Below are 14,108 nucleotides of genomic sequence, written 5' to 3'. Positions count from 1 at the left end.
TCCTTTCGGAAAGGGGTTATGGCGCAGGCCGGGATGTCGTCCAGCACAGGCCCGTGGAGTGTCCGGCCGGCGAACCGGAACGGATGCGCGCCTATAAGGGAAAAGCGCGGCCGGGGAAAGGGGTTTCGCCTGTCAGCCGGGCAGCCGGACGATCACGATATCCCCAACTGTCAGACCACCTCCTTGCAGCATCCGGGCAATCGGATCGCCGTTCAGCGTCACCAGCATCGTGCCGTCCTGATCGGGGGTCAGATCGATTTTCGCATCCTGCGCCATGCTGTCGGGCAAGTGCAGGATCATCTGATCCTCGCGTGCGTCGAAATCGGCAATCACCGGAAGCTCGGCCGCGCCGGGCTTGACCACGAAATCATCCGCACCCTCCTGCCCTTCGGCGAAATCGGCGCTGCCCGGCATCAAGGTATCGTCGCCTTCGCCGCCATGCAGCCAGGCGGTCTGGGGATCGTCGTCACCGACCAGCTGGTCGTTGCCGCGCCCGCCGTCCAGATCGTCGCCGCCACCGCCCGCCACCAGGATATCGTCGCCATCATGGCCCGAGATCCAGTCGTTGCCGGACCCGCCAAACAAGCTGTCGTTGCCCTCGCCGCCCAGGATGGTGTCGTCGCCCTCGTCCCCCCAGACGATGTCGTCGCCCCCCCTGCCCGGCCAGCGAATCATCGCCCGCGCCGCCATGGATTTCATCCCAGCCCGGTTGGTCGAAGGTGCCATCGCCCTGGACCCAGTCATTGCCGGACCCGGCGGCGATCGTGTCATTGCCAAACCCGCCTTGCAGGTCGTCGCCGCCGTCACTGCCTTCGATCAGATCATCGCCCGCCGGAGGTTCGGGCGATGGCAAGGGCAGCGGCCAGTCGATGCCGTCATCGCCACCCTGTTCGGCCGTATCCGAGCTGACATCCCCGATCTCTCCTGCGTCCGGGGGGCCGAGGGTGGGGCCGAGGGTGTCGGTTTCGTCGTCTTCCAGGTCGCGGCTGCCTGTCAGATCAAGCGCGGCGCCTGCGGCTGCAAGCGCCATGAGACTGGCAAGCACAAACATGGCGACACCCCGAAACCAACTGCAAACCAGCCGTACAACCGCAAGGGGTCATTAACCAAATACATTGTTAAGAACGGGTTAACACGCGGCAGAAAAGCCACGAGGACATGAAAAAACCCGCCGGATCGGCGGGTTTGTTTCGTCTTCGCAGTGATCTCGCCGGATCAGCCCTGGCGGGCCTTGAAGCGGCGGTTGGTCTTGTTGATCACGTAAATGCGGCCCTTGCGACGCACCACCTGACAGTCGCGGTGCCGGCTTTTCAGCGAGCGGAGCGAATTGCGAACCTTCATCGGTTTTTCTCCATCACGCGGCTCGCAGCCGCAGGAAAACGAAAGACCCCCGACGAAGCTGCCGGGGGCGGCGAAAACATGGTGGGCGGTACTGGGATCGAACCAGTGGCCACTACGATGTCAACGTAGTGCTCTACCGCTGAGCTAACCGCCCGTCCTTGGGTGGAACTGTCCGCATCCCGGGGGAAACATCCTGAACCGCCTTTGGTCCGCGTGTCTATATAGGGGGGCCTCGGGGGTTTCAAGACCTATCGCAGCAAGAAACTTATCGTCTATAACGGTCAGGAAGAAACCGCCTGCCGGGGTCTGATGTGACTGAATCCGACCTGCCTGTCCTGATCGACCGGCCCGATCGCTGGGCCAGCGGCGTCATTTTCGGATCGCCTCATTCGGGCCGGGCCTATCCCGATTGGTTCCTGGAAGGCACGAAGCTGCCCCCTGAAACATTGCGGTCGTCCGAGGATGCCTTCGTGGACCGCCTGATCGCCTGCGCCCCGTCGTTTGGCGCGGTCACGATTCGCGCGCAGGTTCCCCGCGCCATCGTGGATCTGAACCGCGCCCCGGACGAGATCGACCCCCTGGTGGTTCGCGGCGTGCCGCGCCATCCGCTGAACCAGCGGACGCTGGCGGGCCTGGGGGTAATCCCCCGCGTCGTGTCCCAAGGCCGCGCCATCCTGGAACGCCCCATCGACCGGGCCGAGGCCGAACGGCGCATCGATGCCTATTGGCGCCCTTATCACCAGGCCCTGGCCAGCCTGATCGCCGAGGCGCGGTCGCGGTTCGGCCAGGCGATCCTGATCGACATGCATTCCATGCCGCATGACGCGCTGAACCACCTGCACGGCGCGCGCCCCGACATGGTGCTGGGCAACCGCCACGGGCTGTCCGCCGCCGCGCACGTGTCCGACGCCATTGTCACGGCGATCGAGGCCGAAGGCTGGCGCATCCGGCGCAATTCGCCCTTTGCCGGCGCCTATATCTGTTCGGCCTATGGCCGCCCCGGCGCGAACGTCCATGTCGTGCAACTGGAAATCGACCGGGCGCTTTACATGGACGAAAAGGCCATCGTGCCGCATGACGGGTTCGACGATGTCGCGGTCCGCATGGCACGGGTGATTCGCAAGCTGTCGGTGCTGGATGCCGACGGCCGGCCCGACGCCGCGATCGCCGCAGAATAACAGGAGCGAGACGATGGACGACCTGCCCGGCCTGATCGGCCAGAACCTTGCATTGATCGTCTTGGCCGTTGTCATCCTGATGGCCGTGGCCTCGGCCGTGAAGATCGTTCCGCAATCCGAGAAATACGTGGTCGAACGCTTTGGCCGGCTGCATTCGGTGCTTGGACCTGGGATCAACCTCACCGTGCCCTTCCTGGACCGGGTGGCGCATCGCATTTCCGTCCTGGAACGGCAGTTGCCCACGAACAGCCAGGACGCCATCACCGCCGACAACGTGCTGGTGCAGGTGGAAACCAGCGTCTTTTATCGCATCATCGAACCCGAAAAGACCGTTTACCGCATCCGCGACATCGACGCGGCCATCGCCACCACCGTCGCGGGCATCGTGCGGTCGGAAATCGGCACGATGGAACTGGACGGGGTCCAGTCGAACCGCGCGCAACTGATCACCCGGATCCGCGAATCGCTGGCCAACGTCGTGGACGACTGGGGGATCGAGGTCACGCGGGCCGAGATCCTGGACGTGAACCTGGACCAGGCCACCCGCGCCGCCATGCTGCAACAACTGAACGCCGAACGCGCCCGCCGCGCCCAGGTGACCGAGGCCGAGGGAAAGCGCCGGGCCGTCGAATTGGCCGCGGACGGCGACCTCTATGCCGCCGAACAGCTTGCCAAGGCCAAGCGCGTGCTGGCCGATGCAGAGGCCTATGCCACCGCCGCCATTGCCGAGGCAATTTCCCGGAACGGGCTCGAGGCCGCGCAATACCAGGTGGCGCTGAAGCAGGTCGAAGCCCTGACCGACATCGGCAAGGGCCAGGGCAAGCAGGTCGTGCTGGTGCCCGCCGCCGCCCTGGATGCCTTTACCGACGCCTTTGGCCTGCTGCGTGGGCGGTCGTCGTGATGAATGGCTGGTGGTGGCTGATCGCGGGCCTTGTGCTGGCGGGAATCGAACTGCTGGTGCCGGGCTGGGCCTTCATGGGGCTTGCGGCATCCGTTGGGCTGATGGGGGTTTTGATGCTGACCGGGCTGTGGACGGCGGGGCTGCCGGTAACGCTTGTCGTCACCGCGCTGTTGTCGGCGGCGGCCTGGATGCTGTTCCGGCGCTTGTGGCCGACCAGCCAGGGCAGCAGGCGCGTCTGGGACCGCGACATCAACGAGTGACGCCACTCACCGCATTGCGGCAACGCCGCGCACCAGCGGGCGCAGGGCATCGCCCTTGACCATCCAGCTTGTGGCAAAGGCAAGAGTGGCCACAGTTTCCAGCCAGAAGACCGGGCGCCACCAGGACAGCCGGTCGTCCAGGCCGGTTGCGAACAGCACGCCCAGCACGCCGATGACACCAAGGATGGTCCAGCCGCAGACACGATAGATCCGGTTCGAGGCGTCCTTTTCCACCCCGTCCACGGCCCCCTTGGTAAACAGCACGAGGCAGTACACGGCAAGCGCGCCGAAAAACACCGCTGCCGACACCAGATGCAGGGTGGATGACACATCCGGCCCAAGGAGGAATTGCAGCAGCGTGCAGGACAGGCCGGCAGGGGCTTCCCCGGCCTTGTCTCCAGGATGGGTCGGGGCCAGGGCGACCAGGGCAATCGCCACCGCCGCCACCCGCGCCGTGGCCTTGTCGCTGACCAGATCGCCCGCATCGGGGCGAAAGCCTTCGTAGCTCCACAGGAACACCGCCTGCGCCATCAGGCAGCCCACGAAAACCTCTCTCATGGGGGAGTAATAGGCAGAGGATATGCTGGGCAAAAGATCGCCCGTGGACAGGCCATAGGCCAGCAGGGCCAGCGGCAGGAAAAAGCCAAGCGCCCCGATGGCCCGGCGCACGGCCAGAAAGGACAGCACCAGGTCGTTATGCGACTTTTGCCAGATGCCGCGTTCGTCCGCCATCCCGCCCCCCGTTTTGGCCAGACTGGCGCGGATGGCGGGGGCGGTCAATCAATCGTTAACCGGGCAGCCACGCAGTTCCGCCAGGATCGCCTGCGCCGCCGCGCGCGGGTCGGCGGCCTGCCAGACCGGACGCCCGACCACGATATGATCCGCCCCCGCCGCGATGGCGCTGGCCGGGGTTTCCACCCGCTTCTGGTCCCCCAGGGCCGCGCCTGCGGGACGCACCCCCGGCGTCACGATCAGCCGCGCATCCGGCAGGGCGCGGATCGCCTGTGCCTCGCGCGGGGAACAGATGATGCCGTCGGCGCCTGCCTCGAATGCGCGGGCGGCGCGTTCCACGGTGATCTCGTGCAGATCGCCGGGGCGGATCATGCCCGCATCCAGGTCCGCGCGTTCCAGCGAGGTCAGGATCGTCACGCCCAGGATCTTGAGGTTCGATCCCGCCGCGCCTTCCTTGGCCGCGCGCACGACATGGGGATCGCCATGCACCGTCAGGAAATCCAGATCAAAGGCCGCCAGCCCGCGCACGGCGGATTCCACCGTGGCGCCGATGTCGAACAGCTTCATGTCCAGGAAGATCCGCTTGCCGTGATCCCCCTTCAACTCGTTGGCAAGCGCCAGCCCGCCGCCGGTCAGCATCCCCAGCCCGATCTTGTAGAAGCCGACGGCATCGCCCAGCCGTTCCGCAAGGTCCAGCCCCGCCAGGGCGTTCGGCACGTCCAGTGCCACGATCAGCCGGTCATCCATGCTTAACCCCGTTGTCCCTGAAATCGCGGCGTTATGGCATAGTGCCCCCCGGCTTGAAAGCGCCGCAAGACATACCAGATCATAATCGAAGACCCGGACCGGGGCGCGCCGACAGGGCGTCTGCGACACGGGGGCTAGCACAAGGAGAATATGCCGATGAACATGGAAAAGTTCACCGAGCGGTCGCGCGGCTTCATGCAGGCCGCCCAGACCATCGCGATCCGCGAGGAAAACCAGCGGGTCGTGCCTGAACATCTGCTCAAGGCGCTGATGGATGACGACCAGGGGCTTTCGTCGAACCTGATCACCCGCGCGGGCGGCGATGCGCGCCGCGTGAAGGAAGCCGTGGATGGTGCGGTCGCCAAGCTGCCCAAGGTCAAGGGCGGCAATGGCCAGGTCTATGTGGACCCCAGCCTGGTGCGCGTGCTGGACGAGGCCGAGCAGGTCGCCAAGAAGGCGGGCGACAGCTTTGTCCCGGCCGAGCGTATCCTGATGGCGCTTGCCATGGTCAACACCAACGCGCGCGACGCGCTTTCGGCGGGCAACGTCACCGCCCAGAACCTGAACGCCGCCATCAACGACATCCGCAAGGGCCGCACGGCGGACAGTGCGTCCGCCGAGGACAGCTATGAGGCGCTTGAAAAATACGCCCGCGACCTGACGCAAGCGGCGCGCGACGGCAAGATCGACCCGATCATCGGCCGGGACGAGGAAATCCGCCGTGCCATGCAGGTGCTGTCGCGCCGCACCAAGAACAATCCGGTGCTGATCGGCGAACCCGGCGTCGGCAAGACGGCCATCGCCGAAGGCTTGGCCCTGCGCATCATCGACGGCGACGTGCCCGAATCCCTGCGCAACAAGCGACTGATGGCGCTGGACATGGGCGCGCTGATCGCGGGCGCCAAATACCGAGGCGAATTCGAGGAACGGCTGAAGTCGATCCTGAAGGAAATCGAGAACGCCGCCGGTGAAATCATCCTGTTCATCGACGAACTGCACGTCCTGGTCGGCGCGGGCAAGACCGACGGGGCGATGGACGCCGCCAACCTGATCAAGCCTGCGCTTGCCCGGGGCGAGTTGCATTGCGTCGGCGCGACCACGCTGGACGAATACCGCAAGTACATCGAAAAGGACGCGGCCCTGGCCCGGCGCTTCCAGCCGGTCCTGATCGAGGAACCGACGGTCGAGGACACGATCAGCATCCTGCGCGGCATCAAGGAAAAATACGAACTGCACCACGGCGTCCGCATTTCCGACGCCGCCCTTGTCGCCGCTGCCACGCTGTCGCACCGCTATATCACCGACCGCTTCCTGCCCGACAAGGCCATCGACCTGATGGACGAAGCCGCCAGCCGGTTGCGCATGGAGGTTGACAGCAAGCCCGAGGAACTGGACCAGCTCGACCGCCAGATCCTGCAGATGCAGATCGAGGCCGAGGCGCTGAAAAAGGAAGACGACGCGGCATCCAGGGACCGGCTGGAACGGCTGGAAAAAGATCTGTCCGACCTGCAGCAGCGGTCGGCCGAGATGACCGCCCGCTGGCAGGCCGAGCGCGACAAGCTGGAAGGCTCGCGCCACCTCAAGGAACAGCTTGACCGCGCGCGGGCCGAACTGGACGGGGCCAAGCGCGAGGGCAACCTGGCCCGTGCCGGGGAACTGTCCTATGGCATCATCCCCGGCCTGGAAAAGCAGTTGGCCGAGGCCGAGAATGGCGGCCCGGACGGGTTGATGGTCGAGGAAGCAGTGCGCCCCGAACAGATCGCCGAGGTCGTGGAACGCTGGACCGGTATCCCCACCAGCAAGATGCTGGAAGGCGAGCGCGAGAAGCTGTTGAAGATGGAAGAACAGATCGGGGCTCGCGTCATCGGCCAGCAGGAAGCGGTCGTGGCGGTCAGCAACGCCGTCCGCCGCGCCCGCGCCGGCCTGAATGACGAGAACCGCCCGCTGGGGTCGTTCCTGTTCCTGGGGCCGACCGGCGTCGGCAAGACCGAACTGACCAAGGCGCTTGCCGAATACATGTTCGACGACGACAGCGCGATGGTCCGCATCGACATGTCCGAGTTCATGGAAAAACATTCCGTGGCGCGGCTGATCGGCGCCCCTCCGGGCTATGTCGGCTATGACGAAGGCGGCGTGTTGACCGAGGCCGTTCGGCGGCGACCCTATCAGGTGATCCTGTTCGACGAGGTCGAAAAGGCCCACCCGGATGTCTTCAACGTGCTGCTGCAGGTTCTGGACGACGGGCAGTTGACCGACGGCCAGGGCCGGACGGTGGACTTCAAGCAGACGCTGATCATCCTGACCTCGAACCTGGGGTCGCAGGCGCTGTCGCATCTGCCCGAAGGGTCGGATTCATCCGATGCGCGGGCACAGGTGATGGAGGCGGTCCGGTCCCATTTCCGGCCCGAGTTCCTGAACCGCCTGGACGAGATCATCATCTTCCGCCGCCTGTCGCGGCAGAACATGGACGGGATCGTCAGCATCCAGTTGCGGCGTCTGGAACAGCGGCTTGCCCCGCGCAAGATCACGCTGGATCTGGACGATGCGGCGCGCAAATGGCTGGCCGACCAAGGCTATGATCCGGTCTTCGGGGCGCGTCCCCTGAAGCGGGTGATCCAGCGGGCCTTGCAGGATCCCTTGGCCGAACTGCTGCTGTCGGGCGAGGTTCTGGACGGGCAGACCGTCCATGTCAGCGCCGGGCCGGACGGGCTGATCGTCGAAAACCGCATCGGCCGGGCGGGTCACAAGCTTGGGGCCGTCGGCGAGGGCCCCAAGCCCGAGGCAACCGTTCACTGAGCACGAACAGCGCGGGGCAAAGGGAAAGTCCCGCGCTTTTCCCTTGCGAGAGAGGCCGCCAGAGACTTCGCAGGGAGGAAGGCGCGTCTCTGGCGGCTTTGACGGCAGGGACCGTCCTGGTCGGAGGGAAGCGGGAAGGAACCTGCCCGCATGTCCATAATGCGCCAGATGCCTTCCGGTATTCCGTTACATGACGAAGATCATGCTGCAACGCAGAGAAAATCCTGCATCCTGATCATCAGATCGGCACGCTGCCCGCACTTTGGGCAGTCAGATCATGCCGTCTTGCCCGCCAGTTGCGCCACGCCCATGACCTCCAGCACCTTGGCTTCGATATGGGCGGCGTTCAGCGCGGATGTGTCATACATCGCAAAGGGCGCGTCGTGATCGACGAAGCGGTCGGGCAGGACCATGGACCGGAAGCGCAGGCCACGGTCGAACACCCCTTCGTCCGCCAGCAATTGCGCGACATGGCTGCCGAAACCGCCGACCGCACCTTCTTCCAGCGTGATCAGCGCGTCATGGCTGCCTGCCAGCCGCAGGATCAGGTCGCGGTCCAGCGGCTTGGCGAAACGTGCATCGGCGATCGTGGGCGTGAGGCCGCGCGCGGCCAGCGATTCGCAGGCCTTCTGCGCCTCGGACAGGCGGGTGCCAAAGGACAGGATGGCTATGCCCTTGCCCTGCTGCACGATGCGGCCCTTGCCGATCTCCAGCACTTGCCCGCGTTCAGGCATTTCGACGCCCGTTCCCTCGCCGCGCGGAAAGCGGAAGGCGATGGGACCGCTGTCATGGGCGGCGGCGGTGGCGACCATGTGCAACAGTTCGGCCTCGTCGGCTGCGGCCATCACGACCATGCCGGGCAGGTTCGCCAGGAAGGCGATGTCATAGGCGCCCGCATGGGTCGGCCCGTCCTGGCCTACAAGCCCCGCGCGGTCGATGGCAAAGCGCACGGGCAGGTTCTGGACCGCCACGTCATGAACCACCTGGTCATAGCCGCGCTGCAGGAAGGTCGAATAGATCGCGCAAAAGGGCTTCATGCCGCCCGCCGCCAGTCCCGCCGCGAAGGTTACGGCGTGCTGTTCGGCGATGCCCACGTCGAAGGTCCGGCGCGGAAAGCGTTCGGCGAACTGCTTCAGTCCCGTGCCGTCCGGCATGGCGGCGGTGATGCCGACGATCCTGTCGTCGCGCCCGGCTTCGTCGATCAGCGCCTTGGCAAAGACAGAGGTATAGCTGGGGGCATTCGACTTGGCCTTGGCCTGCACGCCCGTCACCATATCGAACTTGCCCGTCGCATGCCCGCGGTCGGAGGCGTTTTCCGCCGGGGCATAGCCCTTGCCCTTCTTCGTGATGGCATGGATCAGCACAGGGCCGGTCGCCCGCGACTTCACTGTGCGCAGCAGCGGCAGAAGCTGGTCCAGATCATGCCCGTCGACCGGGCCGACATAGGAAAAGCCCAGTTCCTCGAACAGCGTGCCACCGATGGTCATGCCCTTCAGCATTTCCTTGGCCCGGCGCGCGCCTTCCTGGAAGGGCGGGGGCAACAGGCCCACGGCGCCCTTGGCGGCGGCCTTCAGATCCTGGAACGGGCCGCGCGTGTAAAGGCTGGTCAGGTATGACGACAGCGCCCCCACCGGCGGGGCGATCGACATTTCGTTGTCGTTCAGGATCACAATCAGCCGCTTGCCCAGATGGCCCGCATTGTTCAGCGCCTCGAAGGCCATGCCCGCGCTCATGGCGCCGTCGCCGATCACCGCGATGGCATCGCCCGGATCGCCGCCCAGATCGCGCGCCACGGCAAAGCCGAGCGCCGCGCTGATTGAGGTGCTGGAATGGCCCGCGCCGAAAGGGTCATAGGGGCTCTCGGCCCGCTTGGTGAAGCCCGCCAGCCCGCCGCCCATGCGCAGCGTGCGGATGCGGTCGCGCCGGCCGGTCAGGATCTTGTGGGGATAGCACTGGTGGCCGACGTCCCAGATGATCTTGTCGCGCGGCGTGTCAAAGACCGCGTGCAGCGCCACCGTCAGTTCCACCACGCCCAGGCCCGCGCCCAGATGCCCGCCGGTGACGCTGACCGCGCTGATCGTTTCCGCCCTGAGTTCGTCGGCAAGCTGATGCAGTTCACGGTCGCTGAGCGACTTCATGTCCGAGGGCAGCGTGACCCGGTCGAGGATCGGCGTCTTGGTCAGGTCGGTCATCGGCTGGCCCTTCGGGCGAAAGATTGCAGGGGCGGGCGTCGGTCAGGTGTCGCGTTCGATAACGAAACGCGCCAATTGGCGCAAGTTTGCAGCGGCTTCGCCATAGGGGGCAAGGGCAGCATCGGCATCCGCGACCAGCCGCGCGGCCTCGGCGCGTGCGCCGGCAAGACCCAGCAGGGACACGAAAGTCGCCTTGCCCGCCGATGCGTCCTTGCCCACGCGCTTGCCGGTCACAACTTCGTTTCCGGTCACATCCAGGATGTCGTCGGCGATCTGGAAGGCAAGGCCCACGGCATCGGCGTATCGGGCTAGGGGCCCAGTGTCGGCATCGGCGATCAGCGGCCCTGCGATGGCGGCAAAACGGATCAGGGCGCCGGTCTTGCCGCCCTGCAACTGGGTGATCTGGGCCAGGGTCAGCGGGGCCGCGGCAGATTCAGCCGCGATATCCAGCGCCTGCCCCCAGACCATCCCTGCCCCGCCGACAGCCTGCGCAAAGGCCGCGACCAGACGGACACGGGCAGCGGGATCGCCAATGGCGGGACTGGCCAGCAACCCGAAGGCCAGGGTCTGCAAGGCATCGCCCGCCAGGATCGCGGTCGCCTCGGACCATTTCACATGGACGGTGGGCTGACCCCGCCGCAGGTCGTCGTCATCCATCGCGGGCAGGTCGTCATGGACCAGGGAATAGGCGTGCAGCGCCTCGACCGCCGCAGCGACCGCCAGGGCGGCATCATCGGCCACGCCATGAAGGCGGGCGGATTCCATGACCAGGAAGGCCCGGATGCGCTTGCCGCCCGCGCAGGCATAACCCATCGCATTGCGCAATTCGCCGCCGGGCATATCCCCGATCACCTGGTCAAGCGCGGCTTGGACCTGGCTCTTTACCGCCGAAAGCCGGTCATGCATCACAGCCCCTCGGCCGGTTCCGTCCCTGTGGGCTGGCCATTGGCCGCAAGGGTGATCTTTTCCACCCGATCCTCGGCCTCGCGCAGGCGTTTTTCGCAATGCTGGCGCAGGGCGGCGCCGCGTTCGTAAAGCTTGATGGATTCGTCCAGGGACGCGTCGCCGGTTTCCAGCTTGCCGACCGTGGCCTCAAGTTCCTTCATGGCTTCCTCGAAGCTCATGGTCGCGATGTCAGTCATTCTCGGGCCTCCAGCAGGACTTGGACATGGGCGCGGGCGGACCGGCCCAGGGCGTCCAGATCATATCCACCTTCCAGGCAGGATACCACGGGGGCTGACAGATCCGCCGCCATGTCGCAGATCATGCGGGTGATGGCCGCGAAGTCATCGTCATCCCAGTTCAGTTGCGCCAGCGGATCGGCCGCATGGGCGTCGAACCCGGCCGAGACGATGACCAGCTGCGGCGCGAAATCGCGGCAGCGGGACAGAATGTCGCGCCATGCCGCCTGCCCCGCCGCCCCGTCCGATCCAGGCCGCAGCGGCACGTTCACCATCTGCCCATGCGCGCCTTGTTCCGACGCCGCCCCGGTGCCCGGATAAAGCGGCATCTGGTGGCTGGACGCAAAGAAGGCGCGGCGTTCATTCCACAGCAGATCCTGCGTGCCGTTGCCATGATGCACGTCGAAATCCAGCACCGCCACGCGGTCCAGCCCATGATGATCCAGGGCGCGCATCGCCGCGATGGCCGCGTTGCCGAAGATGCAGAAACCCATCGGCGTTTCGCGTTCGGCATGATGGCCGGGCGGGCGCATGGCGACAAAGGAATTGGGGACCTCGCCTGCCAGCACGGCATCGACGGCCGCCACCGCGCCCCCTGCGCCGCGCAGCGCGGCATCAAGGCTGCCGGGCGACATGTGGGTGTCGGCGTCCAGCATCTGCCAGCCTTCCTCGGGGATCGCGTCGCGGATCCGCTCAAGATAGGACAAGGGATGGCAGCGCAGGATCTCGGCCTCGTCCGCGCGCGGCGCCTCGCGCCGGTCGAGGGGCAGGTCGGCAAGCGCGTCCAGGACGGCGGCATGGCGCGCGACCTGTTCGGCATGGCCGGGCGGGGTGATGTGGCGTTCGGCGTCGGGATGGGTGAACAGGGCCGTGGTCATGATGTTTCCTCAGATATCCATCTTGCCGATCAGGGGCAGGTCGTCCTCGGGACCGACGCTGTTTCTTTCGATCATGCGGTGAACCAGCGGGCCGCCCTCGCCCTGGTGCAAGGCGCGCAGGGCCTCGGTGATTTCCGCGTCGGATTTCGTGCGGCGCAGGTTGTGGCGGACATATTCGTCCCAGGTGGCAATGTGATAGCTTTCGGACCACAGGTCGGGATGTTCCAGATCCCGCAGCAGCGCCCAGTTCCGTGCCCCGTCGCGGCGGCGGATGTTGCGGCGCAACTGCATCAGGCGCAGGAACTCGACCGTGTCCTTCTGGGCGATCTGGTAATCGACCATCACCATGATCGGTCCCGACCGTCCCCGCAGATCAAGCCGCAGCGCCGGCTCGCGGAAGCGGTTGGCCGGATCCAGGTCGGCCGTGCCGAATTCCGGCACCTTGAACCAGACGCCGATCACCGCCCCCGCCAGCAGCACGCCACCCGCCGCAGTCAGGGCATCGCCCAGTCCGTGCGCCCCGGCGATGCTGCCCCAGATCCAGGATCCCGCCGCCATGCCGCCAAAGGTCGCCGTCTGGTACAGCGCAAGTGCGCGAGCCACGACCCAGCGGGGAGTGGACAGTTGCACGGTGACGTTGAACAGCGACAAGGCCAGCACCCAGGAGGCGCCGGCGGGCAACAAGGCCAGCGCGTGCATCCAGGTGGCCTGCGTCTGCCCCAGGACGATGGCCGACAACGCAAAGCCCGCAAAGGCCATGCGCACGATGTTCTCGTTGTTGAACCGCGTCCTGATGCGCGGGTTCAGCGCAGCCCCCGCGATGGCGCCGATGCCGTAGCAGCCCAGCAATCCGCCGAACAACATCGACCCGCCCTCGGGGTGGGACTTGGCAACCAGGGGCAGCAGCGCCAGCACGGACACGGCGGCGAATCCGAACAGGGCGCCGCGCCCGATCACCTTCATCAGGTTCGGCGACAGAAAGACATAGCGCAGGCCAGCGGCAACGGCGGGTAGGAATTCCTCGGGCGGGGCGGTGCGGGGGGCGATGTTCGGGCGCCACCGCAGCAGCGCCCCCAGCAAGGGCGCATAGCTGAGCGCGTTGACCGCGAATGCCGCCGCCGCCCCGAAGACCGCGACGATGAAACCGCCCGCCGCAGGCCCGACGGAGCGCATCAGGTTGAACCCGACCGAGTTCAGCGTGACGGCGGCAGGCAGGTCGGCGCGCGGCACAAGATCGCCCATGCTGGCCTGCCAGGGCGGGTTGTAGAGCGCCTGCCCCGCCCCGATCAGAAAGGTAAAGGCCAGCAGCAGCCAGGGCGTCAGCCAGCCCTGCCACGCGACCACCGCCAGGGCCAGCGATACCGCCGCCATGAAGCATTGCGCAAACATCAGGATCGCCTTGCGGTCGAAGATGTCGGCCAGGGCGCCCGATGCCAGGGCCAGCAGCATGATGGGCAGCGTGTTGGATGCCTGCACCAGGGCAATCAGAGTGGCGCTGTCGGTCAGCTGCGTCATCAGCCAAGCCGCGCCCACCGCCTGCACCAGCCCGCCAAAGTTCGAGACCAGGGTCGCGCTCCACAACAGGCGGAAATCTCGGTGGCGGAAGGGGGCCAGGGCCGAAGATCGGGAGGAGGTCGGATCGGTCACGGACACCGTCGCTTTGGGCTTCACGTCAGCCTAGCCAGCCGGATGCGGCAGGGCAATGTCGGACGAGCGCGCTTCTTTCGATGGCGATGAAACCAAAACAAACAGGAATTTGTTCCGCCGTTAGCCAATCTTGACCGGACTGCCGCCCTTTCGCCACAACGCAAGCCTTGTTACGCGCCGGGCTGGGCCGCAAGTCTTGACGGCCCCTGCCTGTGACAGGCTGATGAACCATAGCGCGAATCACCCTCCGTCCTG

The 14,108-nt window shown here is 66.2% G+C and carries 14 protein-coding genes, 1 tRNA gene and 1 pseudogene; 5 read left to right on the top strand and 11 right to left on the bottom strand.

Annotation, left to right across the window (positions count from 1 at the left end; all coding sequences use genetic code 11):
* Window positions 1-132: 132 nt before the first annotated feature.
* Window positions 133-648 (bottom strand): annotated as a pseudogene (locus LZ585_RS02065) (calcium-binding protein); the annotation flags it as partial.
* Window positions 545-790 carry a hypothetical protein gene (locus LZ585_RS14930; RefSeq protein WP_390625110.1) on the bottom strand — a complete coding sequence of 82 codons (246 nt, stop codon included), beginning with the start codon at window positions 788-790 and terminating at the stop codon, window positions 545-547. The pseudogene LZ585_RS02065 and the gene LZ585_RS14930, both read right to left, overlap by 104 nt.
* Here LZ585_RS14930 and LZ585_RS02060 point away from each other — a divergent pair.
* Window positions 689-1,162, top strand: a complete 474-nt coding sequence (locus LZ585_RS02060; protein WP_234854805.1) for a hypothetical protein — start codon at window positions 689-691, stop codon at window positions 1,160-1,162. The two genes, LZ585_RS14930 and LZ585_RS02060, sit on opposite strands and share 102 nt — an antisense overlap.
* Window positions 1,163-1,215: 53 nt before the next feature.
* Here the strand turns inward: LZ585_RS02060 and ykgO are convergent, their stop codons facing one another.
* Window positions 1,216-1,341, bottom strand: a complete 126-nt coding sequence (gene ykgO, locus LZ585_RS02055) for a type B 50S ribosomal protein L36 (RefSeq protein ID WP_042245282.1) — start codon at window positions 1,339-1,341, stop codon at window positions 1,216-1,218.
* Between the two features lie 79 nt (window positions 1,342-1,420).
* A tRNA-Val gene (locus LZ585_RS02050) sits at window positions 1,421-1,495 on the bottom strand.
* 157 nt (window positions 1,496-1,652) lie between these two features.
* Here LZ585_RS02050 and LZ585_RS02045 point away from each other — a divergent pair.
* The 3 genes from LZ585_RS02045 to LZ585_RS02035 are packed head-to-tail and all read left to right on the top strand — an operon-like array spanning window position 1,653 to window position 3,680.
* On the top strand, window positions 1,653-2,519 hold the full coding sequence (locus LZ585_RS02045) for an N-formylglutamate amidohydrolase (protein WP_234854804.1): 867 nt from the start codon (window positions 1,653-1,655) through the stop codon (window positions 2,517-2,519).
* 13 nt (window positions 2,520-2,532) lie between these two features.
* Window positions 2,533-3,420: an SPFH domain-containing protein gene (locus LZ585_RS02040; protein ID WP_234854803.1), complete on the top strand. Its 888-nt coding sequence runs from the start codon at window positions 2,533-2,535 to the stop codon at window positions 3,418-3,420.
* Entirely contained in the window at window positions 3,417-3,680 is a 264-nt protein-coding gene (locus tag LZ585_RS02035; RefSeq protein WP_390625088.1) for an NfeD family protein, read from the top strand. The genes LZ585_RS02040 and LZ585_RS02035 overlap by 4 nt, the downstream gene beginning before the upstream one ends.
* Window positions 3,681-3,686: 6 nt before the next feature.
* On the opposite strand, the gene LZ585_RS02030 is transcribed toward LZ585_RS02035, so the two are convergent.
* Together LZ585_RS02030 and pyrF are read right to left on the bottom strand one after the other, a co-directional pair.
* Window positions 3,687-4,460 carry a hypothetical protein gene (locus LZ585_RS02030; RefSeq protein WP_234854802.1) on the bottom strand — a complete coding sequence of 258 codons (774 nt, stop codon included), beginning with the start codon at window positions 4,458-4,460 and terminating at the stop codon, window positions 3,687-3,689.
* Window positions 4,461-5,159 (bottom strand): orotidine-5'-phosphate decarboxylase, encoded by a 699-nt coding sequence (gene pyrF, locus LZ585_RS02025; RefSeq protein ID WP_234854801.1) that lies wholly within the window; start codon window positions 5,157-5,159, stop codon window positions 4,461-4,463.
* A 156-nt stretch (window positions 5,160-5,315) separates the two neighbouring features.
* Here pyrF and clpB point away from each other — a divergent pair, with 156 nt between their 5' ends.
* The gene (clpB, locus tag LZ585_RS02020) at window positions 5,316-7,955 is read left to right on the top strand and encodes an ATP-dependent chaperone ClpB (protein WP_234854800.1); all 2,640 of its coding nucleotides are present in this window, start codon (window positions 5,316-5,318) and stop codon (window positions 7,953-7,955) included.
* A gap of 275 nt (window positions 7,956-8,230) precedes the next feature.
* On the opposite strand, the gene dxs is transcribed toward clpB, so the two are convergent.
* The 5 genes from dxs to LZ585_RS01995 are packed head-to-tail and all read right to left on the bottom strand — an operon-like array spanning window position 8,231 to window position 13,877.
* Window positions 8,231-10,147 (bottom strand): 1-deoxy-D-xylulose-5-phosphate synthase, encoded by a 1,917-nt coding sequence (gene dxs, locus LZ585_RS02015; RefSeq protein WP_234854799.1) that lies wholly within the window; start codon window positions 10,145-10,147, stop codon window positions 8,231-8,233.
* Window positions 10,148-10,189: 42 nt separating this feature from the next.
* Entirely contained in the window at window positions 10,190-11,053 is an 864-nt protein-coding gene (locus LZ585_RS02010; RefSeq protein ID WP_234854798.1) for a polyprenyl synthetase family protein, read from the bottom strand.
* Complete coding sequence (locus LZ585_RS02005; RefSeq protein ID WP_234854797.1) at window positions 11,053-11,289, bottom strand: exodeoxyribonuclease VII small subunit; 237 nt, start codon at window positions 11,287-11,289, stop codon at window positions 11,053-11,055. Before LZ585_RS02005 ends, LZ585_RS02010 begins: the two co-directional genes overlap by 1 nt.
* Window positions 11,286-12,206, bottom strand: a complete 921-nt coding sequence (locus tag LZ585_RS02000) for a histone deacetylase family protein (protein WP_234854796.1) — start codon at window positions 12,204-12,206, stop codon at window positions 11,286-11,288. Before LZ585_RS02000 ends, LZ585_RS02005 begins: the two co-directional genes overlap by 4 nt.
* 9 nt (window positions 12,207-12,215) lie before the next feature.
* Window positions 12,216-13,877, bottom strand: coding sequence for an MFS transporter (locus LZ585_RS01995; RefSeq protein WP_234854795.1), 1,662 nt, complete (start codon window positions 13,875-13,877; stop codon window positions 12,216-12,218).
* Window positions 13,878-14,108 lie beyond the last annotated feature (231 nt).

The sequence above is a fragment of the Paracoccus everestensis genome, assembly GCF_021491915.1.
Lineage (GTDB): Bacteria > Pseudomonadota > Alphaproteobacteria > Rhodobacterales > Rhodobacteraceae > Paracoccus > Paracoccus everestensis.
This window is presented reverse-complemented; position numbering and strand designations above follow the sequence as displayed.